The 22,287-nt window shown below is 67.7% G+C and carries 17 protein-coding genes; 1 reads left to right on the top strand and 16 read right to left on the bottom strand.

Going from position 1 to position 22,287, the window contains the following annotated elements; translation table 11 throughout:
• Positions 1-33 precede the first annotated feature (33 nt).
• The 6 genes from D5301_RS12405 to trpB form a co-directional block, all read right to left on the bottom strand.
• Positions 34-516 carry an RcnB family protein gene (locus tag D5301_RS12405; protein WP_110712992.1) on the bottom strand — a complete coding sequence of 161 codons (483 nt, stop codon included), beginning with the start codon at positions 514-516 and terminating at the stop codon, positions 34-36.
• A 256-nt stretch (positions 517-772) separates the two neighbouring features.
• The gene (glmM, locus tag D5301_RS12400) at positions 773-2,134 is read right to left on the bottom strand and encodes a phosphoglucosamine mutase (protein ID WP_110712993.1); all 1,362 of its coding nucleotides are present in this window, start codon (positions 2,132-2,134) and stop codon (positions 773-775) included.
• Entirely contained in the window at positions 2,134-3,009 is an 876-nt protein-coding gene (gene accD / locus D5301_RS12395) for an acetyl-CoA carboxylase, carboxyltransferase subunit beta (RefSeq protein WP_110712994.1), read from the bottom strand. Before accD ends, glmM begins: the two co-directional genes overlap by 1 nt.
• A gap of 218 nt (positions 3,010-3,227) precedes the next feature.
• Positions 3,228-4,037 (bottom strand): tryptophan synthase subunit alpha, encoded by an 810-nt coding sequence (gene trpA, locus D5301_RS12390; protein ID WP_110712995.1) that lies wholly within the window; start codon positions 4,035-4,037, stop codon positions 3,228-3,230.
• A 1-nt stretch (position 4,038) separates the two neighbouring features.
• Positions 4,039-4,719 (bottom strand): hypothetical protein, encoded by a 681-nt coding sequence (locus tag D5301_RS12385; protein ID WP_164161529.1) that lies wholly within the window; start codon positions 4,717-4,719, stop codon positions 4,039-4,041.
• On the bottom strand, positions 4,716-5,933 hold the full coding sequence (gene trpB / locus D5301_RS12380; RefSeq protein ID WP_110712997.1) for a tryptophan synthase subunit beta: 1,218 nt from the start codon (positions 5,931-5,933) through the stop codon (positions 4,716-4,718). Before trpB ends, D5301_RS12385 begins: the two co-directional genes overlap by 4 nt.
• A gap of 96 nt (positions 5,934-6,029) precedes the next feature.
• On the opposite strand from trpB, the gene D5301_RS12375 reads away from it, so the two are divergent.
• Complete coding sequence (locus D5301_RS12375; RefSeq protein ID WP_153855814.1) at positions 6,030-6,917, top strand: LysR family transcriptional regulator; 888 nt, start codon at positions 6,030-6,032, stop codon at positions 6,915-6,917.
• Between the two features lie 71 nt (positions 6,918-6,988).
• On the opposite strand, the gene D5301_RS12370 is transcribed toward D5301_RS12375, so the two are convergent.
• The 10 genes from D5301_RS12370 to D5301_RS12325 all read right to left on the bottom strand — a co-directional run bounded on the left by D5301_RS12370 (position 6,989) and on the right by D5301_RS12325 (position 22,279).
• On the bottom strand, positions 6,989-8,098 hold the full coding sequence (locus D5301_RS12370) for a toxic anion resistance protein (RefSeq protein WP_110712999.1): 1,110 nt from the start codon (positions 8,096-8,098) through the stop codon (positions 6,989-6,991).
• A gap of 40 nt (positions 8,099-8,138) precedes the next feature.
• On the bottom strand, positions 8,139-8,840 hold the full coding sequence (locus D5301_RS12365; protein WP_153855813.1) for a hypothetical protein: 702 nt from the start codon (positions 8,838-8,840) through the stop codon (positions 8,139-8,141).
• Positions 8,841-8,842: 2 nt separating this feature from the next.
• Positions 8,843-14,239: a DNA repair ATPase gene (locus D5301_RS12360; protein ID WP_153855812.1), complete on the bottom strand. Its 5,397-nt coding sequence runs from the start codon at positions 14,237-14,239 to the stop codon at positions 8,843-8,845.
• Positions 14,240-14,324: 85 nt separating this feature from the next.
• Positions 14,325-16,343 carry a hypothetical protein gene (locus D5301_RS12355; protein WP_180846267.1) on the bottom strand — a complete coding sequence of 673 codons (2,019 nt, stop codon included), beginning with the start codon at positions 16,341-16,343 and terminating at the stop codon, positions 14,325-14,327.
• Positions 16,343-17,017 carry an OB-fold-containig protein gene (locus D5301_RS12350; protein WP_110713002.1) on the bottom strand — a complete coding sequence of 225 codons (675 nt, stop codon included), beginning with the start codon at positions 17,015-17,017 and terminating at the stop codon, positions 16,343-16,345. The genes D5301_RS12355 and D5301_RS12350 overlap by 1 nt, the downstream gene beginning before the upstream one ends.
• Positions 17,018-17,185: 168 nt before the next feature.
• Positions 17,186-17,842, bottom strand: a complete 657-nt coding sequence (locus D5301_RS12345) for a phosphoribosylanthranilate isomerase (RefSeq protein ID WP_153855811.1) — start codon at positions 17,840-17,842, stop codon at positions 17,186-17,188.
• On the bottom strand, positions 17,839-18,609 hold the full coding sequence (gene truA, locus D5301_RS12340; RefSeq protein WP_153855810.1) for a tRNA pseudouridine(38-40) synthase TruA: 771 nt from the start codon (positions 18,607-18,609) through the stop codon (positions 17,839-17,841). The genes D5301_RS12345 and truA overlap by 4 nt, the downstream gene beginning before the upstream one ends.
• Before the next feature lie 31 nt (positions 18,610-18,640).
• A complete protein-coding gene (locus tag D5301_RS12335; RefSeq protein ID WP_093999948.1) occupies positions 18,641-19,003 on the bottom strand; it encodes a VOC family protein in 363 nt (120 codons plus the stop codon).
• 26 nt (positions 19,004-19,029) lie between these two features.
• A complete protein-coding gene (locus D5301_RS12330) occupies positions 19,030-21,078 on the bottom strand; it encodes a FimV/HubP family polar landmark protein (RefSeq protein ID WP_153855809.1) in 2,049 nt (682 codons plus the stop codon).
• Between the two features lie 172 nt (positions 21,079-21,250).
• Entirely contained in the window at positions 21,251-22,279 is a 1,029-nt protein-coding gene (locus D5301_RS12325) for an aspartate-semialdehyde dehydrogenase (protein ID WP_110713006.1), read from the bottom strand.
• Between the last annotated feature and the right edge of the window lie 8 nt (positions 22,280-22,287).

Genomic DNA, 22,287 nt, shown 5'->3' with positions numbered 1-22,287 from the left:
TGCCTGCGCCATGACGCAGGCTGGTTCCATCGGTCAGAAGAATCGCCCGTAGACGACCTGCACGATCTCGCCGTTGCCCGTGTTTATCAGCAGTGCATCGGGCCCATAGCGCACCCATTCAAAGCCCATCGGCGGCATGTCCAGGCCGAACAGCCAGAAATCGTTGAGGATATAGTCGCCGACCCAGTAGGGGCGCGGCAGGATCTGTCCGTAGTGCCAACGCTGGTAGGCGTAGCCGACCGGCGGATGATAGGGGCCGATGCGGAAGGCATGGTCGGCACGGAAATTGTGCCGGTAGTCTTCGCGGAACGCTGGGCGCGCATTACCCAGTTCGCGCGGGCGCTCCATCCGCGGGTAGCCCCACGGCGCCCGCAGGGGCTCTTCGCGTGGCGCGGACATGTGCGGCCCTCCTTCGGGCCGGCGTTCTGCGCTGGCAATGGAGACACCGCCCAGCAGCGGCAGCACCAGCAGCGCACCTGCCAGCAGGCGGCGGCTGTAGCGCAGTGAGGTGTTCATGGTCATGGTCCTTGCAACGAAGGAAGAAGGATGGAGCGTGGTCCGCTCCGACCGGGTCCCCACCTGCGCATGGCGTGCGTCGATGCAGGGATCCTGATGCCGGGGATACGCCGCGCATCGTTCAAAGCGCGTCACAAAGCGCACAGCAGCAGCTGAACGTGATCGCAGATCGCGATCGGTTCAGCCAGTGGTGCTGGAAAGCGACATGGCCGCAGAAGCGGCCATGTCGGGGTGCCAGGTTGTACCGTCGCCAGCCTCAGGCCGCGGCGTCGCGCACCGCAGCGGACAGGCGGTCCAGCGTGTCCTGCATCAGCGCTGCGTCATCGGCCTCGACCGTAACCCGCACCACAGGCTCGGTACCGGACGGGCGCAGGAACGCACGACCACGACCCGCCACCGATTGCTGCGCGACGGCCAGCGCGGCCTGCACGCTGTCGGCCTGCACCGTGGCCTTGGCCGAGACATTGCCCAGCCGCACGTTGACCGTCTTCTGCGGCACCCGCATCAGCCCCTTGAGTGCCTGGCGCAGGGTCTGCCCGCTGTTGCGCAGCGCCACCAGTACCTGCAGCGCGCTGACGATGCCGTCACCGGTGGTGGCCCGGTCCAGGCACAGCAGGTGGCCGGAGGCTTCGCCGCCGAGCACGCCGCCACCTTCGATCAGCGCCTGGTGCACGTAGCGATCGCCGACATTGCTGCGCACGAACGGAATCTGCAGGTCGGCAAATGCCTTCTCCACACCGTAGTTGCTCATCAGCGTACCGACCACCGGACCGCGCAGGCGACCTTCGTCCTTCCACGCGCGCGCCAGGATGTACAGCAGGTCATCACCGTCGACCGGATTGCCCTGGTCGTCGGCCATCAGCACACGGTCGCCATCACCATCGAAGGCGATGCCGAGATCGGCACGGGTTTCGCGGACCTTGGCCGCCAGGTTGTCGATATGGGTGGAACCCACGCCGGCGTTGATGTTGACGCCGTTGGGCTCGGCACCAATGCCGATCACCTCGGCGCCCAGTTCGCGGAACAGCAGTGGTGCGATCTGGTAGGTGGCGCCGTGCGCGCAGTCCAGCACCAGGCGCACGCCACGCAGATCAAATGCGCGCGGCACGCTGGCCTTGCAGAACTCGATGTAGCGGCCGACCGCTTCGCGCGCACGCGACGCCTTGCCCAGCTTTTCCGATTCGGCGGTGGTGAACGGAACGTCCAGCGCCGCTTCCAGGGCCAGTTCGGTGGCATCGTCGAGCTTCTCGCCCTGGGCGGAGAAGAACTTGATGCCGTTGTCGTAGTGCGGGTTGTGCGAAGCGCTGATGACGATGCCGGCATCCACGCCCAGCGTGCGGGTCAGGAACGCCACCGCCGGGGTCGGCATCGGCCCCAGCAGCTGTACGTCGGCGCCGGCGGCGACCAGGCCGGCTTCCAGTGCCGCTTCGAACATGTAACCGGAGATGCGGGTGTCCTTGCCGATCACCACGATCGGCCGGCGCCCGTCCTGGCCGCGCTGGGCGACCAGGACACGGCCCAGGGCATTGCCCAGGCGCAGCACGAAGTCGGCCGAGATCACGCCCTGGCCGACCCGCCCACGGATGCCATCAGTACCGAAGTACTTGCGGCCTCCCATCAAGCCACCTCCGGCGCCGGCTGACGGCCCAGCATTGCCAGCAGATCGGACAGGCGGTCGCGCATTTCACGGCGGTCGCAGATCTGGTCGATGGCACCGTGCTCCAGCAGGAATTCCGAGCGCTGGAAGCCTTCCGGCAGCTTCTCGCGGACGGTCTGCTCGATCACGCGCGGGCCGGCGAAGCCGATCAGTGCCTGCGGCTCGGCGATGTTGATGTCGCCCAGCATCGCGAAGGAGGCCGACACGCCACCGGTGGTCGGATGGGTCAGCACCGAGATGTACGGCAGGCCGGCTTCACGCAGCTTGCCCAGCGCGGCCGAGGTCTTGGCCATCTGCATCAGCGAGAACAGGCCTTCCTGCATGCGTGCGCCACCGCTCTGCGAGAAGCACACGTAGGGCGCACCGATCTCGACTGCGGTTTCGGCAGCGAGCGAGAAGCGCTCCCCCACCACCGAGCCCATCGACCCGCCCATGAAGGCGAAGTCGAACGACGAGGCGACCAGCGCGCGGCCCTTGAGCAGGCCACGCATGGCGATCAGCGCGTCATACTCGCCGGTGTTCTTCTGCGCGATCTTGATGCGCTCGCTGTACTTCTTCTGGTCCTTGAACTTGAGCAGGTCGGTCGGGCCCAGCCGCGCACCGATTTCGGTGGTGCTGTCGGCGTCGAACAGGGCGGCCAGGCGTGCGCGCGCGCGGATCGCCATGTGATGGCCGCACTTCGGGCAGACTTCCAGGTTCTCTTCCAGTTCCGGACGGTACAACGCGCTGCCGCAGTTGCTGCACTTTTCCCACAGGCCCTCGGGGACACTGCGCTTCTTGCTGGGGGTGTTGTCGGTGCGGATGCCGGACGGCATCAACTTGCTGAGCCAACTCATGCGGGAGGACACTTCCGTTCAGGGCGGCCCAGGGGCCGCAAAGGCGGACAGTCTAGCTCCGCTTTCCCCGCCCGTGCACCCCCTTGCCGGCCACGGGGCAGCTGGAAAAAACCATGCTGGGACGTACGTTTAGGTGCGGGGAAGTGCCAGCCGCTGGCCGGCAACCCTTGTCGCACACGCGGCCCAGGCGTGTGCCGGCCAGCGGCCGGCACTCCCCCTCAGGCATCCAGCGCCTGCCGCAGCGGGGCGAGGAAGGCCCGGGCGCGCTGCGCGGCCTCTTCCGCCGAGCCCGCTTCGGCCAACGCCGCCACCAGCGCGCTGCCCACCACCACGCCGTCGGCCTGGCGGGCCATGGCCGCAGCACTGTCGGCATCCTTGATGCCGAAGCCCGCCACCACCGGCACCGACGCGCGCACGCGCAATGCCTGCAGGCGGGCACTGGCGGCATCGCTGTCCAGGCGCTCGGACGCGCCGGTGACACCGGCAAAGCTGACGTAATAGAGATAGCCACGGGCCAGCGTCAGCAGCTTGTCGGCACGCGCCTCGCTGGTGGTCGGCGACGCCAGCAGGACCAGCGCCAGGCCGGCTGCGTCGAACGCCTGCAGGGCCTCGCCCGCTTCTTCCGGCGGCAGGTCGACCAGCAGCACACCGTCCACGCCGGCGTCCACGGCGGCCTTGGCGAAGGCCGCGTAGCCGTGGATCTCCACCGGGTTCAGGTAGCCCATCAGCACCACCGGGGTCTGCGCATCGCGCTCGCGGAACTGCGCCACGGCCTGCAGCACATAGCGGCTGCCGGCCCCCCGCGCCAGCGCGCGCTCGGAGCTGCGCTGGATGGTCGGGCCATCGGCCATCGGGTCGGAGAACGGCACGCCCAGTTCGATCACGTCGGCGCCGGCGTCCACCAGTGCGTGCATGACCGGCACGGTCGCTTCCAGCGACGGATCACCCGCCGTGACGAAGGGAATCAGCGCCTTGCGCTGCTGCTCGCGCAGGCGCTGGAAACAGGCATCGAGTCGGGATACAGGCATCTCAGGCACATCCTTCAATCAGTTCAATCGCATCGCTGGTCCCCCAGTACATCCGGGTGACCTTCCCTTCAAACAGTTCCAGGCGGATGCCCAGGTCCGAACCCGGGTCCTGCCAGGTGAGGTACTCGCCCTGGTCACCGTCGTAGGCATGGGGGCTGGACACCGGCGGCTTCGGGAACTGGGCCACGGCCTGGGCACGGGTCATGCCGATGCGCAGGCCGAACGGTCCCGGCTGTTCAACCGGCAGCTCCGGCTCGTCGCCCGGCTTCAGATCAAAACGGACCACGCGATCGTCGTCGGTCATCATCGACACGCCCGGCGGCAGCCCCTTGCCGTCGTAGTACTCGCAGTCGCCTTCGAAGAATTCCTTCGCGCCCTGCGCCTTCCAGGGCCCCAGGGCGTTCAGGTCACTCATGTGCTGGCCGACCAGCACCTCGCCGGCATGGTCCAGTGCAACCGAGGCGACGGCGGGTGCGTTGTCGCCATTACTGGCTTCCACAGACGGCGGATCGTCGATCGGCGTGCGCGCCATCGGGTCGAGGGCATCATTGGCGGCTAGCTGCTGCGCCGGCTGCGTGGTGGCCTTGGCGGCCGGCGCCAGCACCGGTGGCTCCGGCGGCTGGCACGCGGCCAACCCAAGCGCCAGCAGCAGCACCCCGCTGTTCCGCAGCCGCGCGCTCACAGCACCAGCCCTTCGCGCGCAGCGATGGTGTGCACGTCCTTGTCGCCACGGCCGGACAGATTGCACAGCACGATCTGGTCACGCGGTCGCTCACGCGCCAGCTTGATCGCCTGTGCCAGCGCATGGCTGGATTCCAGTGCCGGCAGGATGCCCTCGGTATGCGCCAGCAGGTGGAAGGCCTGCAGCGCTTCCTCGTCGGTGATGCCGAGGTAGCGTGCGCGGCCGGTATCGGCCAGGAACGCGTGCTCCGGGCCGACACCCGGATAGTCCAGGCCGGCTGATACCGAGTGGGTCTCGATGATCTGGCCGTCGTCGTCGCACAGCACATAGGTGCGGTTGCCATGCAGCACGCCCGGCCGACCCGCCGCGATCGATGCAGCGTGGCACCCGGTGCTGATGCCATCACCGGCGGCTTCGGCACCGACGATCTCGACCTGGCGATCGTTGAGGAAGGCATGGAACAGGCCGATGGCATTGCTGCCGCCGCCGACGCAGGCAGTAATCGCATCGGGCAGGCGACCGTACTCGGCCAGCATCTGCTCGCGCGCCTCGCGGCCGACGATGGCGTTGAAGTCGCGCACCATGCGCGGATAGGGATCCGGACCGGCGACCGTACCGATGATGTAGAAGGTGTCCTGCACGTTGGTCACCCAGTCGCGCATCGCTTCGTTGAGCGCGTCCTTCAGGGTGGCCGAGCCGGAGGTGACCGGCACCACCGTCGCGCCCAGCAGCTTCATGCGGTAGACGTTGATCTTCTGCCGCTCGATGTCGGTGGCGCCCATGTACACCACGCATTCCAGGCCCAGCCGCGCGGCAACGGTGGCACTGGCCACGCCGTGCTGGCCGGCACCGGTCTCGGCGATGATGCGCTTCTTGCCCATCCGCGCGGCCAGCAGCGCCTGGCCGATGGTGTTGTTGATCTTGTGCGCGCCGGTGTGGTTCAGGTCCTCGCGCTTGAGCAGGATCTGCGCACCGCCGACATGATCGCTCAGGCGCTGGGCGTGATAGATCGGGCTCGGCCGGCCCACGTAGTGAGCCAGGTCACGGTCGTAGGCGGCCTGGAATGCCGGGTCCTGACGGGCCTGGTCATAGGCCTGGGCCAGTTCCTGCAGCGGGCCGACCAGGGTTTCGGCAACGAAGCTGCCGCCGTAGCGACCGAAGTGGCCCTGGGCGTCGGGGAAGGCGTGGTAGTCGGCAATGGGGGAGGCAGACATGGATACGACCGGTGGTTCAGACAGGTGGATACTCTAGCGCACGGGTCGTGACCGGAAAATGGATATTATCTGGCGCATATCGTCAGGAAATCTCACATGAGCCGTTCCCTGCTTCCGCCGCTCAATGCGCTGCGTGCGTTCGAGTCGACCGCCCGCCTGGGCGGGGTTGGCCGCGCCGCGCAGGATCTGCATGTCACCCACGGTGCGGTCAGCCGGCAGTTGAAGCTGCTGGAAGATCATCTGGGCATGGCCTTGTTCCAGCGTGCCGGGCGCGGGCTGCGCCTGACCGCTGCGGGCACGCGCCTGCAGGCAGCGTGCAGCGAGGCCTTCAGCGGCATCGAGGACTGCGTGCGTGAACTGCGACGGCCGGCGGCAGCGCAGGCGCTGGTGCTGGGGTGCAGTGGCAGCGTGCTGGCGCGCTGGATGATCCCGCGTCTGCCTGCACTGCAGGCCGCGCTGCCAGGCGTGCGCCTGCAGTGGTCGGCGCTGGATGGCAGTTTCACCGAAGCGCAGGCCGCACTGGATGCGGTGCTGCTGCTGGCGCAGGGGCCGTGGCCGCGTGGCTGGCAGGTACGCGAACTGGCACCGGAGCGGGTTGGCGTCGTGGTGGCCCCCTCGCATCCGGCGGCGCAGCGCCTGCGGCAGGCACCGCCCACGGCACTGCTGCCGGAAACATTGCTGTACACCAGCTCTCGGCCACAGGCGTGGCCCGCGTGGGCGCAAGCGCACGACCTGGATCCGTCGAAGCTGCAGCTGGGCACCGCCTTCGAGCATCTGTACTACCTGTTGGAGGCGGCGGTGGCCGGGTTGGGCCCGGCGATCGCACCGGAGCCACTGGTGGCCGAAGACCTGGCTGCGGGCAGGCTGGTCGCACCGTGGGGATTTGCCGCCACGGGCGGGTTCTGGGTGCTGGCGCGGCCAGAAGGACAGGCCGATGCGCGCGTGGAGGCGCTGGCCGACTGGCTGGGCCAGCAACTCCGCTGACAACAAAAAGGGGACGGAGGGGATTAAGTCGCAGGTGGCACAAACGACTTAATCCCCTCCGTCCCCTTTTTTCAGCTGGCGGTCGGGGTGGCCAGCCGCTGCTGCAGGTCCTCGCGCAGGCGCGACAGTTCCACCTCCGCCTGCTGCCGCTGCTGCATGCCTTCGCGATGGATGCTGCGCACTTCCTCGACCGTGGCGATCAACTGGTCGTGCACGTGGCGCAGCGTGGCCACGTCGATCACGCCGCGCTGGTTGCTGCGTGCGGTATCCACCGACGCCTGGCGCAGCAGGTCGGCATTGCGGCGCATCAGCTCGTTGGTGGCATCGTCGATGGCGGTGGACAGCTCGACCGCGGCCTTCTGCTCGCCGAGCGAAAGCTGGATGGCGAACTGGCGCTTCCACGACGGGATGGTGATCTCGCGCACCGTGTTGAACTTCTCGATCAGCTGCAGCGCGTTGGCCTGGATCAGGCGGATCATCGGCAGCGACTGATCGGCGGCGTGCTGCATCAGCTGCAGGTCGGACACGCGCTTTTCGATCAGGCGGATCGCGTTGTCCACATCGCTCTGGCGGATGCGCTGCTGCGGATCCTCACTGCCCTGCCCGGCCAGCTGTTCGGCCTGCAGTTCGGCCAGGCGCTGCTTGCCGGCGGCGGCGTACAGGCCGAGCGCATGGCGTTCTTCGCGGACGATGTCATGCATGCGGTCGAACTCACCCACACGCTTGCCCATCAGTACCTGCTGCGCGCCGACGTCTCCCAGCAGCTGTTCGATCTGCGCATTGGTGTCGCTGAATTTCTGCACCAGCTCACCCTTGGAGGCGCGCAGGCGATCGATCAGGCCACCAATCAGCGGCACCCTGGACCGCTGCGCGACCCCATCGAGCTTGAGGCTGCGTGCAATGCGCACTACTTCACCCAGCTTTTCGCCGCTGGCGTCCAGGTCGCGGTTGCGCACCTGGTCCAGCAGCTGGCTCGAGAACGCAGCCGTGCGGCTGGCGGCATCGCGACCGAACACCTGCAGGCTGCTGGGGCGCAGGTCATCCAGTTCACGGCGGATCTCGGCGATGCGCGGCAGATCCTCGTGGGCCAGGCCAAGTGCCTTCAGCGTGCCTTCGTCGAGCGTGGAAACGGCGGTGTTGGCGGGCACCAGCGTGCCGGGGCTCTGACTGTCCTGGATCATCGGGCGATCTCCTTGCAATGGGTAAGCGGCGGCGGCCGATTCAGCGCAGTCTAGCCTGAGCGGCCGCAACCTCGTCATCGATCTGGGCGTGCAGCGTGGCAGCCTTGCCGGCCAATGCAGCGCCCGCGGCGGCCTGGTCGGCCAATGCGGCCTGTCGCCAGGCCGGCAGCAGGACATCATGGATGCGCGCGAAGCGTTGCAGCAGCACGTCGTCCTGGTCCTGCAGCAGCTGCCATTGACCGGCTTCCAGACGACGCAGCGTCGCCAGCCGTCGCAGGTGATCCCGCCGTTGTGACAGCGCGGCCTGGCCGGCGGCATCCAGCTGCGTCAGCCGCGACGTCGCCAGCTCGGCCCAGGCGTCCAGCGCCGTGGCCGCCGCTGAATGTTCGGCGATGGCCATGGCCCGCAGCTGCACGTGCTGCTGCAGGTGCTGTGCCTGCTCGCGTGCCTGCAGGGCCAGCACGCCCAGCTGCGACTGCAGCGCACGCCCTTCCGCCTCGCGATCGACATCACGCCCCAGCAGGCGCCCCCACCAGCTCTCCTGCTGCCGGATACGCGTCGGGTTGTCGGCCTGCAGGGCCAGCGCGATGCGTGCCAGTGCCGCCACCAGGCCCTCACCCGCACCCGGTGGCAACGCGGTCTCGCAGCGCGCCAGCGCCTGCAGCAGCGGTGCACCGTAATCGGCCAGCACGGCCACCTCGGCGGTGTCCGGCAGCATCGGTGACGGCAGTGGCGCCTGCATGGTCACAGCAGCGGCGGCGGCTGCGGCTGCGGTGTCAGCGTGGCGACGTCTTCGTTGTCATCCGGCGGCAACGACTCGCCGTAGAAGTGGCGCATCAGGGCTTCATCCAGCGCACGCTCTTCCGGCGTCGTGGCGCGGCGCACCCGCGCGCGCTGCGGCACCGCACTGCCAGGTCCGCCGCGCTCGACCTGCTGGCGCGCCCAACCGGCGAACGCGGCCAGGGTCTGCGACACTTGTACCTGCTGCGCCTGCGATGCCGCCAGCAGTTCCACCAACGGCGCAAGGCCGGCCTGCAGGTCCTCGGCCAGCAGTGTGGCCGGGCTGCTGGGTGCAGCAACGACCGGCATCGGTGCCGCGGGCACCGGCCGCGCTTCGGAAAGACGCTGCAAGGCATCCAGCAATGCCGGCCACGGTGCCGGATCTGCAACGGCAGTCACTTCCGGTGCGGCCGGGGGCAACTGCAACGCGCTGGCGATGTCAGCCAGCTGCGCCACTACACGCCCACCGACATCGCTGTCGTCGGCACCCATCGCCTTGTTGCGCAGGAAATCGCGCTTGATCTGCGCCCAGCGCTGCGCCTGCGTGTCATCCAGTACGCCGCGCAGTTCGGCCAGCTTCAACAGGTTCTCCTCGGCACCGGTGGTGAGCAGCTGTGCCTCGCCCAGGTAGTGGTCGGAGATCAGCTGCTGCAGCTCCTCCTCGTTCATCACCGGCGAGATCTTCTCGGCCAGCTTGTTCATGTTGCGGTAGCTGCCCTGCAGGCGGAACGGCGGTTCGGTGCGGTAGCGATCATCCTGCGCGGCACTGGCGATGTACTGCTGGTTGACCCGGTAGACCACGTCGCGCACGCGCAGCATGCGCTGCAGGGTGGCAGTGATCTCGTTGATCTCTGCGCTGCTGTAGGCATGGCTGAGGCCATTGGTCGAGACCTCCTTGCCCATCGCGCGCTCGACCAGTACATACAGATCGGCCATGTCACGCGTGGCCAGCGGCGCCAGCACCGGGTTGGAGGTCAGGCTGTTCTCGATGTAGCTGAGCGTGAAAGCGGCTTCCATGCCACCGAGCACGTCGCCGAGGTTGTAGATGTCGGCACGGTTGGCCAGCATGTCGGGAATCTTGAACACCTCGCCGGACTCGGTATACGGGTTGCCGGCCATCACTACGCAGAACTTCTTGCCACGCATGTCGTAGGTGCGGGTACGGCCGCGCCACACGCCTTCGATACGGCGGGTGCCATCGCACAGCGAAATGAACTTCTGCAGGAACTCGGGATGGGTGTGCTGGATGTCGTCGACATACAGCATGGTGTTGTTGCCCATCTCCAATGCCAGATTGAGCTTCTCCAGCTCCTGCCGCGAGGTTGCGTCCGGTGCCTGGGCCGGGTCCAGCGAGCGCACCTCATGACCCAGCGCCGGACCGTTGATCTTCATGAAGACCAGGCCCAGGCGGTGCGCCACGTATTCCATCAGCGTGGTCTTGCCGTAGCCCGGGGGCGAAATCATCATCAGCAGGCCCATCAGGTCGCTGCGCTTGTTCTCGCCCACCGTGCCCATCTGCTTGGCCAGGTTGTCACCGATCACGCCCAGGTAGACATCGTTGATCAGCTTGTTGCGCACGAACGAAGACAGCGGCCGCGCCTTGAACTCGGAAAGCCGCAGGGTCTCGCGCTCGCGGCCGATGATGCCCTGGCGCAACGCCTGATAGGCATGGAATGCCGGCACGAAGTGACGCAGGTGCTGCTGCAGGCGTGCCAGGAAATCGTCCAGTGACAACGCAAGCGTGCCATTGCCGATGCGCGCATGCTCGCCGAGCAGGCCATTGACCTCCACCCGCAACGCAGCGTCGCTGGCACGGGTGCGCAGCTGGCGCTGCACCAGGAGCAGTGCCGCCGCTTCATCGACATAGCCGGCATGCATGGCGTACGCCGGCGTTCCCGCAAGTGCACGCAGCCATTGCCTGGCCAGTGCCCAGCGCGTGGCCAGCGGATCCTGGCTGCGCTGCAGGGCACGCTCGACCGCTTCACGCTGCCCTGCCTGCTCCAGCTGTTGCGACAGTGCCTCCAGCAGGACCAGCGCATGGCGGCTGCTGCTGAACACCGGCTCGCCCGCCGCCAGCTCTTCACCCAGATAAGCCGCCGCAGCCTCTGCGGCATCGGCATCGAAAGGCAAGGCATGGGACTGCGCATAGGCCGACAGCGCTACGGCCATCTCCGCACGCAAGGCCTGGCGTCCCTCGTCGGATCCGAACAATCGCGCCAGTGCCTCGGCGCCGGCCTGCCGCGCCGGCCATTGTGCCACCGCCTCACGACGCTGCTCGGCCGCCCAGAACAGCAGTGCCAGCGCACGCACCTGCGGCAGGTGGCGCAGGCTGCCCGCGGCCTGCTGCAGCGGCAACAGTGCGCGCAGGATCAGCGCGGCATCGTGGTCATGGATGCCGCGCTCGTAGCCTTCGCGGTAGCGCGGTGCGGCGAACGCACGCACGCGCTGGTCCAGCGCTTCGGGCGTGGCGACGTCGTGCTGCAGCGTGGCCAGGTCAAGGCCGTCGCGCCCCTCCTGCGCAGCCATCAGCAGGCTGCCGGCCAGATACTCGCCGCGATACAGCGTGGGCGATTCCGAGTCCAGGGTGACTGGCCAGAACGGCTTCAGCGCATCCAGCTCCGGATCGTGCAGGGTCTCAAGGAAGTCCGTGCCGGTCAGGTGGATCGCCAGCGTGTCACCACGCGGCAGCAGGGTCAGGTCCAGCGCCTGGGTGTTGACGCTGAAGCGGTGGCGCGGTCCAAGCCGCACCACGTTGCCGCCGGCTTCGTACAGATCACTGCGGTCGCGCAGCTGGCGCACCGCCTGGTCCCGCACGCCCTTCAGCCGCGCCTCGATGTCGTCGGCCTTGACGTTGTCATGCAATGCGCGCAGGCGCTCGGCCAGCTCACGCAGCTTGAGGATCAGTGGATCGCCAGCGAAGAATGCGTTGAGCTCATCGGCGGTAGCGAAGCGCTCGGTGCGCTTGGCCAGGCCATCGAGAATGCGGTTGGCCGCATCCAGCACCGAGCGCGCCTTGCGCTGGCGGTCATCCAGCAACGCCTGCTTGTGCGTCTCGAAGGCTTCGACCAGCTCCTCGCGCTTGCTCAGGATGTCACCGAGGAACTGCTCATATTCGCCGAACTGGCTCTCCAGCTCTTCCAGCGGCACCAGCAGGCGCGACAGCTGCTCGTCGGCGCGCTCCGGATCGGTAGCCAGGGCCAGCGCGCTGGTGATCGACTGTGAGAACAGCGCGAACTGTGCGGCGAACTGGGCCACGGCTTCGGCCGAACCGAGCGATCTGCGGCGCTGATCGGCGCGCGCACGCGCCTGGTTGAGACGCCCGTACAGCACCGAGATCGACTCGACCACGCGGGTACGGGCGGTGGCATCGTCCACCTTCAGGCCGGCCATCAGCTCGGACAGCATGTCCAGATCGGCCGCCATGCCACGCAATCCTTCCAGCTGCTCGTCCAGCTGGCGGGCACTCTGTGCCTGCTGGGCCGCGTCATCCAGCGCCTGCAGGCGCGCGGTCAGCGGTGCCAGCGCGGCATCGCCAGCGAGGAAGTCACCCGTGGCGGCGCCGACGCGATCCTGGGCCTCCACCAGTTCGGCCGTCATTGTCTCGATGCGTGCGGTGTCGATGTAACGCAGCTCGCGGATGGTCAGCAGGCGTCCACGCAATGCGGTGATTGCGTTGAGGGCCTCGACGAAGGCCTGCACCTCGTTCCAGTTCTGCGGCTGCAGGCGGCCCAGCAGGGCTTTGTGCGCGGCCTCGGCCTCGACCATCGCCTGCGCCGACTGCTGGCGGATCGACTGCACCTTTTCGTATTCGTCCAGCACCGATTCGCCGGTGGCGCTGATCTGCCGCAGCAGCGCCTCTGCACCATCGCAGGCCGCGTCGCCCAGCCAGTGGTGGGCATCGAACAGGCGCCGGGTGTCGGCCACCAGGCGCTGGTAGCGCTGCACCGACACGTCCTGGCCATCGATCTCGCGCGCCAGGTTGAACAGGTTGGAAATGCCACGCACCAGCTCGGCGTTGCCGATGCGGCCCATGAAGGTGTTGCCGGGCGGTCGGCTGGCAGCAAACTCGTCACTGCTGAACGGAGTCTGCCAGACCTGCATCGGGTGGATGCGGGTCGGTTCGTTGCCTTCGGCATGGAACAGCACCATGCGCCCGTCCTGCAGGAAGGCGTAGCCATGGCCGAACACCGGGTTCTGCAGCACGCGCTGGATGGTGTTGTAGACGAACAGCGCCGAGCGCCCACCCTCGCGCTCGTAGAAGATGTACAGCACATCCTCGCCATTGGGCGAGCGGATGCTGCGCTTGAACTGCATGCCGGCCATCGAGGCGTCGAACGCCTTGTGCTCGCCTCCCTGCAGGTAGTAGCCGCCCGGGAAGATCACGCCGTGGTCCTCAGGCAGCTGCACGCAGGCCTGCACGATCGCATCGTTGCGCACGATGCCGCCGGTCAGCGTGTTGTAGATCAGGCCCCGCCACTCCGTCTCGCGGTACGGCAGCACCTTCAGCAGCACCAGCGAGCCCACCCGGGCGAATTCGAACTGGGCGTCGTCCAGCGACTGCGTGCTGTCCTCCACCGGTTCGCTGTAGATGCCCTGCCCGGTCTCGGTGTTGTTCTCGACCTTGATGGTGAGATCGCCGCCGGTAGTCTCCACGAACAGGGTGTCGAGGATGTTCAGGTGCGAATGGCGACCATTGACTGCCAGGTCGCGGGTGGCCTTGGTCCATTCGAAGTCGAACGGCGGCGGCAGCGCGATGTCACGCTCGCCGCGCGCATCCAGATAGGTCAGCTCGCCATCGCGCGACAGTGCCCAGCGGAACACGCGCACATCGCTGCTGCGTTCACCGATCTGGAACGAGGCCAGCAGCTTGTCGCCCACCACGATCAGCTGCAGCAGGCGTGCGTGCTTGTAGTAGGCGTACAGCTCGTTGAAGTCGTGCACGAAGCCGGGCTGGTCGAGGAAGCTGCCCTTCAGCTCCAGCGCGGCCACGTCGTAGCCATCGCTGCCCTGCACCAGCCGGTACAGGCCGAACACGTCCTCGATGCGGGTCTGGGTCTTCAGCCCGATGAACACGTTGTAGCCGAACAGCAGGCGGTCAGGACCCACCTGCACGATGTCGCGGCCGACGCAGTTGTTCTCGCTGCGGATGCGGAAGCGCCCAGCCACTTCCAACCGGCTGTCGCCGAATTCGGCCAGGCGCTGGCGGTTGAGCGTTTCGGCCAGGCCCTGCAGGCGCTGGCCCTGCTCGGCCAGGCGGCGGCGCAGGACTTCGTAGGCACCGCCCTGGGCGACGGCCTGGTCGACGGTGGTGCCGCCGGCCTCCGGCGCGGTGGTTTCGGCGGACGGATGGGTTTCAGACATCAGCAGGCTTCCAGCTCACGGGCGAACGGCCGCGTGTGCGGCCGGCACGGACGGGCGATGGCCACGGCGGCCACCGCCCCATGCATCAACGGGCGCTGTCGACCACGGTGGCCGACACGGTCGGCACCGCGTCGGCATCCTCGGTGATCTGGCGCGGGGCCGGTTCGGCCACGGCCACGCCCAGGTAGCGCTGCATCAGCTCCTGCACGATCGGGCTCTTGCCGGCGAAGCCTTCGATCGACTTGCCCAGCGAAACCGCCTTGACCAGATTCTCGAACATGCCGCCGTCGCCGCCGACCAGATCGATGTCGGCATTGCGCAGCGCACTGGCGATGACGTTGGCGTTCTCGCGCGAGACTTCCTTGCCGGCTTCGATCGAGGCCAGCGCCTGCTTCAGGCTGTTGTCCAGCATCATGCGGAACTCTTCGTGGCCACGTGCCTGGTCGCTCAGCGAGGCGATGGCCTCGAACTTGCGCACCAGGCCTTCGGCCTCGGCCAGCAGCTTCTTCTGCACCACGCCGGCTTCGGCATTGCCCAGCGATTCGGTGGCGGTGGCACGGGCCAGGCCCATCTTCTCCTCGCCCTGTGCCTGCGCCTGCAGGGTCTGCGCCAGCACCTGGGCCTCGTTGCTGCCCTGCTTCAGGCTGGCTTCGGCCTTGGCTTCGATCACGCGGGCCTCGGCGATGCCGACCTTCTCGATGGCCAGCGCGGAGGCTTCACGCACCTGCGCTTCGGCCAGGCCCGGCGCGGCCTGCTCGGCGCGCAGTGCGTCGGCCAGCAGTCGCTTGGCTTCGGCCTGCTTGCCGGCCGCTTCGTGTTCGGCCTGGGCCAGCGTGGTCAGTTCCACTGCGCGGTGCTTGGAGGCGGTTTCGCGTGCCTGCGCTTCCTTCACCTCGCGTACCAGCGATTCCTGCGCCTTGGCTTCGGCTTCCAGGATCAGCACCTGCTTCTGGCGGTCGGCCTCGGAGACCTCGCGCACTTCCTTGATCCGCTCCTCTTCCTGGGCCACGGTCTTGTCGATGGAGATGCGTTCGCGGGTGATGTTGGCCACATCCATCTTGCCCTGCTCGACCACCTTGTCGCGCTCCACGCCCTGCAGCTGCACTTCGCGGTCAGTGGTGACCTGCTCCAGCTGGCGCGCGCGCTCCACGCGCTCGGCCTCGATGGCCACGGCGCGCTGGCGGTTCTGCTCGGCCACTTCCACTTCGCGCAGGCGGTTCTGGTCGCGGATCTCGATCAGCTGCTGTGCTTCGATGCGGGCGTTCTCGGACAGCTGGCGCTGTTCTTCCTGCACCTTGGCGGTCTCGGCTTCCTCGCGGGCACGGATGGTCTCGATCTCGCGCTTCTGGCGTGCTTCGGCTTCGGCCTGCTGGCGTTCCAGCGCCAGCAGCGCTTCACGTGCCTCCACGTTCTTCTTGGTGATGGCGAGCTTTTCGTTCTGTTCCAGCTCGTTGGTCACCACGTTCTGCGCGGCGGTCAGCTCGGTGATCTTGCGGATGCCCTGCGCGTCGAGAATGTTGAACTGGTCCAGCAGCGACTTCGGCGTCTGCTCCAGGTAGTCGATCGCCACGTCTTCCAGCACGTAGCCATTGAGGTCGTTGCCGATCACCGCGATGATCTCGTCGCGGAATTCCTGGCGCTTCTCGAACAGTTCGGTGAAGTCGAACTTCTTGCCAACCGTCTTCAGCGCTTCGGAGAACTTGGCGTTGAACAGCTCATCGACGGCGTGCTTGTCCGACGCACGGTCGGCACCGATGGCCTTGGCCACGCGCAGCACGTCGGCCTGGGTCTCGTTGACCCGCAGGTAGAAGGCCACGGCGATGTCGGCACGCATGTTGTCGCGGCAGATCAGGCCCTCCTTGCCGCGGCGATCGATCTGCAGGGTGATCAGGCTGATCCGCATCAGCTCGGCGCGGTACAGCACCGGGATGATCAGTGCGCCAGTGAAATGCACCTTGGGCGTGGAGCTCATGTCGTTGACGATCAGGGCCACACCCTGGTCGACCTTGCGGTAGAAGGCCTTGAACAGGCCGGCCAGGCCGAGCAGGCCGACCAGCAGGACCACCACGCCGATCAGGAAGGGGGCCATGGTTGCCAATGTCATCAGTGATTCTCCTTGTTGCCCGGAAGCAGGTTGTCCTGGAAATCGAGGGCGACCGCATCAGCGCGGACCACCCGGTAATAGTGTTGTTCGGCCATGTGCTCGACCAGCACGATGCGCTCGCCACGCTGCAGTTCGATGTCGCTGCGCACCTGCAGCACCAGCCCGGCACCACCGTCGTCGAAGGTGGCGTGACCGCTGCGGGCATCCACCCTGGGCGAGGCGACCACGCCGGTCCGTCCCAGCAGCGAGGCCTGCGCCACTGGTCGCAGGCGCAGCAGGAACCGGCGGATGGGCCGCAGCAGCAGCGCAGTGACCGGCACCGCTGGCAACGGCGCCAGCACGGCCACGACCGCGCCGATCGACCAGCGCAGCAGGTCGGGCAGCGGCAGCAGCACGAACAGATGGATGAAATAGGTGACGATCCAGGCGAAGAAGCCCAGCAGCGTCACCACCAGCATGAGCGGCACCCCGCCCAGGCCCCAGCGCGCCAGCAGCGCGGACAGGCCCTGCAGGTCGTGGTGATCGCCATGCAGCGCACCATCGGCGCCGGCATCGCCGAACCCGTCATCGACCAGGCCGAACGCCGCCAGCGCCCAATACAGCACCGCCACCGCCAGCACGATGCTGTACGGCAGGGTCGGGAAACCGAACACGACGGTGAGGAATTCCTGCATCGCTTTGCCTTCCTGGGCAGTGGGCGGTGTTCGCCCGTTCGGGACGCGCAGAGCGCGCCCCGTCGATCCCCGCGCCGGCCCTCTTGGCAGGCGCGTTGGCTCCATCCTATGTGAAGAATGCGTGCAGGCTCAAATCCGGCCGCAAATCACGACAAAGGGTGACGCGTATCACTCCAGAACCGTGCAGTCCGCGCGGCGCACTTCTTCGACGAAGGTGCGCATCTTGTACCCGTCCTTGATGCCCGGCTCCAGCTCGATGCCACTGGAGACGTCCACGCCCCACGGCAGCGTGGCCAGGACGGCGTCATAGACGTTTTCCGGGTTCAGGCCACCGGCCAGCAGGAACGGCCGGTGCAACCCGTTCGGAATGCGGCCCCAGTCGAACGCTACGCCGGTACCGCCACCACCACCCGGTGCGTGGCTGTCGAACAGGAAGCCAGCGGCGCTGGGATAGCGCAGCTGCAGGGTGCGGGCGTTGACCTCTTCACGCCCGCCCATGGCGATCGCCTTCAGGTAGGGCATGTTGAAGCTGCGGCAGAAGCTCTCGTCTTCCTCGCCATGGAACTGCAGCAGGGTCGGACGCACCGTGCGCAGCACCTCGCGCACCTCTTCCTTGCTGTTGTTGCGGAACAGCGCCACCACGTCGACCATCGGCGCGATCGCCTGGCGCATCGCGCGGGCCTCGGCCGGCGCGACCCGGCGGCTGCTCTCGCGGGCAAAGATGAAGCCCACCGCGTCCACGCCCAGTTCACCGGCCAGGCGGACATCGCCGGCACGGGTCATGCCACAGAACTTGATGCGTGTACGGTAGTAGGAGCGGCTCATAGCGTGACCTCGGCGGGCAGATGCCAGTTGTCGGGGTACAGGGGCCCAAGGAACACCAGGCCCTGCGGCGGTGCGGTGGGGCCAGCTACGGTGCGATCGCGCCCGGCCAGCAGTTCGGCGATCCATTCCACCGGCTTTTCGCCGCTGCCCACCAGGATCAACGATCCGACGATATTGCGGACCATGTGATGAAGGAATGCATTGCCCTGCACGGCGACCTCGATCACCTCGCCCTGGCGGCTGACCTGCAGTGACTGCAGTTCACGCCGGGCATGCAGCGCCTGGCACTGCACCGAACGGAACGCGCTGAAGTCGTTCTCGCCGAGCAGGGACTGGCCGGCCGCATGCATCAGGGTCTCGTCCAGCGCCCGGCGCTCCCAGCTGAGGGTCTGCCGCTCCAGCGCCGGCCGCACTTCACGGTTGAGCAGGCGGTAGCGGTAGCGACGTGCACGCGCCGAGAAACGGGCATGGAAATCATCGGCCACCGGCACGCACCAACGCACTGCGATCGAGCGCGGCAGGCGGGTGGTGGTACCCAGCATCCAGGCGCGCGGATCGCGCACCACGTCGGTATCGAAGTGGACGACCTGGCATTGGCCATGCACACCGGCATCGGTGCGGCCGGCACAGACCACCTGCAGTGGCGCGTCGGCCACCGACGACAGGGCCTGCTCGAGGCTGGCCTGCACGCTGGGACCGCCCTCGCCCAGGTTCTGCCAGCCCCTGAAATCGCTGCCGTCGTACTCGACGCCAAGCGCGTAACGCATGTGCTACCTCGATGTTGCGGGTGGGCGGCGCTCAGGCCGGATCGCGTTCGGACCAGACCGCCAGTTCGTTGCCACCGGGCTCGACGAACTGGAAGCGGCTGCCGCCGGGGAAGGAGAACACCGGGCGCACGATCTCGCCACCGGCATCACGCACCGCCGCCTCGATCGGCGCCAACTGGTCGGCGTACAGCACCAGCAAAGGCGCGCCGCTGTCACTGGCCCGTTGCGGCTGGCCGCGGAAGAAGCCGCCCTGCAGGCGGCCATCGTCGAAAGCGGTGTAGTCGCTGCCATAGTCGACGAACGACCAGCCGAACACCTTCTCGAAAAAGGCGCGGCTGGCGGCCGGATCACTGGAGGCGAACTCTACGTAGTCGATGCGGCGCTCGCGGCTCATGGCACGGTCCTTGTCAGCAGGTTCGGTCACGGCAGGCGCGCCAGCAATTCGCGCGCCTGTGCCTGGCTGTGCAGGTCGCCGCCTTCTGCGACCTCCAGCAGCAGGGTACGCGCAGTCTGCGCGTCGCCCAGGTCGAGATAGGCGATGGCCAGTTCCAGGCGCTCCTGGCCCGCACGGGGCGACCAGCCAGCGTCGGTGCCCGCCGCCGCGGTGATCGGCGCGGCATCCTCGTGATGCGGGGCATCAATGCCGTCACGGTCGATGGGCGCCTGATCGATAGCATCGACCGGGGCGTCGACGTCATGCGTTTCTGCCGGCAGATCGAACACGCCACGGAACTGCGGTTGCTGTTCGGCATGCAGCGCATAGTCCGGCACACCGATGTCGGCCGGGGCTTCCGGTGCAATCGGTTCATCCTGCACCGGCTCGACGACGACACCCTCGCCGCTGGCGGTCGCGGGTTCGTCCCAGCGCGGCAGATCGGTCACCGCCTCGGGCAGTACGACCACGTCTTCGTCACGCAGCGAGTCAGCCCGCCACTCGGGCGGCGCCATGGGGTCGGTGATCGGATCGACTGCGGCTTCGGCCTGCACCTCGGGCTCGCTCGCCCAGGCCGGCATCGCCGGCTCGTGGCGGCCGCCATCGGCTACCGCCGACGACCATGAAGACTGCTCGGCCAGCGTATCCAGCGCCGCGCCCGCCGGCACCGCAGCCGTCAGGCCCGCGGCATCGTCTTCTTCACGCAGCGGCGGCAGCGGCGACGGCTTGCGACGGCGCAGCAGCCAGGCCGCACCGGCCGCCAGCAGCAGCACCGGCAGGCCCAGCCAGTACCACGGCGTCACCGCGTCACGGGCCCCCGGGGCCTGCGCCAGTCGCTGCTGCGCGGCCGCCAGGTCGTTGTCCTTCATCGCGATCAGCGACTGCTGCTGTTCCTTCAGCTTCTCCAGATCGGCCACGCGCTGCTTCAGCTCGCCGATCTCGGCATCGCGGGTGGCGATGTCTTCACGCGCCTGGCGCAGTTGTTCGTTGCCCAGCATGTCACCCTCGCTGCCGGCAGCGGTGCCGGTGGTTGTGCCCGCATGCGCGGCGTCGGACGCCAGCGCCGGAGCGATCTCAAGTCGTGCGCCATTGGTCGCAGCCGGGGAAGAAGCGCTCGTGGTTGCCGCCCTGGCGACCGGTGCGACCGTTCCCGCCGGCTGCGGAACGGTACGTGCCTGCCGCCATTGCGCGGCGTGCTCGCGCACCAGCGCAGCGGCCTCCGCCGCATCCACGGCGGCCAGCGCATCGCTGCCCGGCACACGCAGCACCGCGCCCTGCTTGAGCAGGTTGACGTTGCCACGGATGAAAGCTTCGGGATTGGCTCGCAGCAGGGCGATCATCGCGCGGTCGCGGCTGACCTGGTTGCCGCGCGCCACCGCACTGGCGATCTGCGAAAGGGTCTGACCGCGCTGCACGGTGATGCTGCCATCAACCGGAGTGGCCGCCACCGGTGCAGGTGCCGCACGCGGCCGTGCCGGTGCCGGCGGTGTCGCTGCAGCGGCACGGGTCGGCACATCGGGCGCCTCCGTTGCAGACACGGGCGCCGGCTCGCGGGCAATCGTGTTGGAAAGCGTGCCTGCCGGGGCAACGATCTCCGGTTCGGTTACTGCCAGCGCACTGGACGGTGCATCAACCAGCGCCGAATACTCGCGCACCAGCCGGCCCTGGCCCCAGTCGGCCTCGATCAGGAAGCTCAGCGACGGGGTCTCGACCGGCGCCTGCGAAGTCACCCGCACCACCGCCCTGCCCTGCGCATTGCGGGTCAGTTCGAACTGCAGTTCGCTGACCAGCCCGGTCGGCCGCTGCAGGCCGACACGCTCGAAGGTGACCGGTGAGGCCAGCGCGACGCGCAGGTTCTCCAGCTCGGACGGATCGGCCGAGACCACCGGGATTTCGGCCAGCAACGGCTGGCCCGGCTTGGACAGGACCCGGATGTCACCCAGGCCCAGGGCAAACGCCGAACTGCTGGCCAGGGCCAGCAGCGCGGCGGAAAGATAGCTGAGCGGGCGCTTTGCGCCCTTGGCCCGTTTATTCATGGGCGACACTATAAAGCGTGCGGACCAAGGTCCGCACCCACCGGAAAGACCCTTGAGGTAGTGCCGGCCGCTGGCCGGCAATCCCTTCAGCTGGTGGATCAGGGCAATGCCGGCCAGCGGCCGGCACTACCGACAAGCAGTCGAGCATGGCTCGACGCTACATAACCGGAGATCAGCGCTGCTCGGCGGCGACCAGTTCGGCCAGCTGCACGGCGTTCAGCGCCGCGCCCTTGCGCACGTTGTCCGACACGATCCACAGGTTCAGGCCGCGCGGATGCGACAGATCTTCGCGGATGCGGCCAACGTACACCGCGTCGGTGCCCGAGGCGTGGGTGACCGGGGTCGGGTAACCACCGGCCTCGTGGCGATCCACCACTTCGATGCCCGGCGACTGCTCCAGCAGCGCACGCGCTTCGGCGACGGTGACCTTGTCGCGGGTCTCGATCGCCACCGACTCGGAATGGCCGTAGAACACCGGCACGCGCACCGCGGTCGGGTTCACCAGGATGCTGTCGTCGCCGAGGATCTTGCGGGTCTCCCAGATCAGCTTCATCTCTTCCTTGGTGAAGCCGTTGTCCTGGAAGTCGTCGATGTGCGGGATCAGGTTGAAAGCGATCTGCACCGGGAAACGCTGCGGATCGATTTCCTGGAAGCTCAGCAGCTGGCCGGTCTGCTTGCCCAGCTCCTCGGTTGCCGAACGGCCACCGCCGGACACCGACTGGTAGGTGGAGACGTTGATGCGCTCGATGCCGTACTTGCGGTGCAGCGGCGCCAGCGCCACCAGCATCTGCATGGTCGAGCAGTTCGGGTTGGCGATGATGCCACGCGGACGGTTGGCGACCTGCTCCGGGTTGACCTCGGACACCACCAGCGGCACGTCATCGTCGTATCGGAACGCCGAGGAGTTGTCGATCACCACCGCACCGGCAGCCGCGAACTTCGGTGCGTATTCCTTGGACACGCTGCCACCGGCCGAGAACAGGGCGATCTCGACGCCGGTCGGATCAAAGGTGGCCAGATCCTGGACCTTGACCTTCTGGCCGTTGAATTCGATCTCACCGCCGGCCGAACGCTCGGAGGCCAGGACACTCAGGGTACCGACCGGGAAACCACGCTCGGCCAGGATCGACAACATGGTCTCGCCGACCGCACCGGTGGCACCGACGACGGCGACGTGGAAACTGCGCTGTGCATTGCTCATGGGGGAAA

It is taken from the genome of Stenotrophomonas sp. MH181796 (assembly GCF_009659995.1).
Taxonomy (GTDB): Bacteria; Pseudomonadota; Gammaproteobacteria; order Xanthomonadales; family Xanthomonadaceae; genus Stenotrophomonas; species Stenotrophomonas riyadhensis.
This window is presented reverse-complemented; position numbering and strand designations above follow the sequence as displayed.

Excerpts from the sequence above, each read along its gene's own strand:
- D5301_RS12405 (WP_110712992.1), bottom strand. The coding sequence starts at position 516 with ATGAACACCTCACTGCGCTACAGCCGCCGCCTGCTGGCAGGTGCGCTG.
- glmM (WP_110712993.1), bottom strand. The coding sequence starts at position 2,134 with ATGGGAGGCCGCAAGTACTTCGGTACTGATGGCATCCGTGGGCGGGTC.
- accD (WP_110712994.1), bottom strand. The coding sequence starts at position 3,009 with ATGAGTTGGCTCAGCAAGTTGATGCCGTCCGGCATCCGCACCGACAAC.
- trpA (WP_110712995.1), bottom strand. The coding sequence starts at position 4,037 with ATGCCTGTATCCCGACTCGATGCCTGTTTCCAGCGCCTGCGCGAGCAG.
- trpB (WP_110712997.1), bottom strand. The coding sequence starts at position 5,933 with ATGTCTGCCTCCCCCATTGCCGACTACCACGCCTTCCCCGACGCCCAG.
- D5301_RS12375 (WP_153855814.1), top strand. The coding sequence starts at position 6,030 with ATGAGCCGTTCCCTGCTTCCGCCGCTCAATGCGCTGCGTGCGTTCGAG.
- D5301_RS12370 (WP_110712999.1), bottom strand. The coding sequence starts at position 8,098 with ATGATCCAGGACAGTCAGAGCCCCGGCACGCTGGTGCCCGCCAACACC.
- D5301_RS12365 (WP_153855813.1), bottom strand. The coding sequence starts at position 8,840 with ATGCAGGCGCCACTGCCGTCACCGATGCTGCCGGACACCGCCGAGGTG.
- D5301_RS12360 (WP_153855812.1), bottom strand. The coding sequence starts at position 14,239 with ATGTCTGAAACCCATCCGTCCGCCGAAACCACCGCGCCGGAGGCCGGC.
- D5301_RS12355 (WP_180846267.1), bottom strand. The coding sequence starts at position 16,343 with ATGACATTGGCAACCATGGCCCCCTTCCTGATCGGCGTGGTGGTCCTG.
- D5301_RS12350 (WP_110713002.1), bottom strand. The coding sequence starts at position 17,017 with ATGCAGGAATTCCTCACCGTCGTGTTCGGTTTCCCGACCCTGCCGTAC.
- D5301_RS12345 (WP_153855811.1), bottom strand. The coding sequence starts at position 17,842 with ATGAGCCGCTCCTACTACCGTACACGCATCAAGTTCTGTGGCATGACC.
- truA (WP_153855810.1), bottom strand. The coding sequence starts at position 18,609 with ATGCGTTACGCGCTTGGCGTCGAGTACGACGGCAGCGATTTCAGGGGC.
- D5301_RS12335 (WP_093999948.1), bottom strand. The coding sequence starts at position 19,003 with ATGAGCCGCGAGCGCCGCATCGACTACGTAGAGTTCGCCTCCAGTGAT.
- D5301_RS12330 (WP_153855809.1), bottom strand. The coding sequence starts at position 21,078 with ATGAATAAACGGGCCAAGGGCGCAAAGCGCCCGCTCAGCTATCTTTCC.
- D5301_RS12325 (WP_110713006.1), bottom strand. The coding sequence starts at position 22,279 with ATGAGCAATGCACAGCGCAGTTTCCACGTCGCCGTCGTCGGTGCCACC.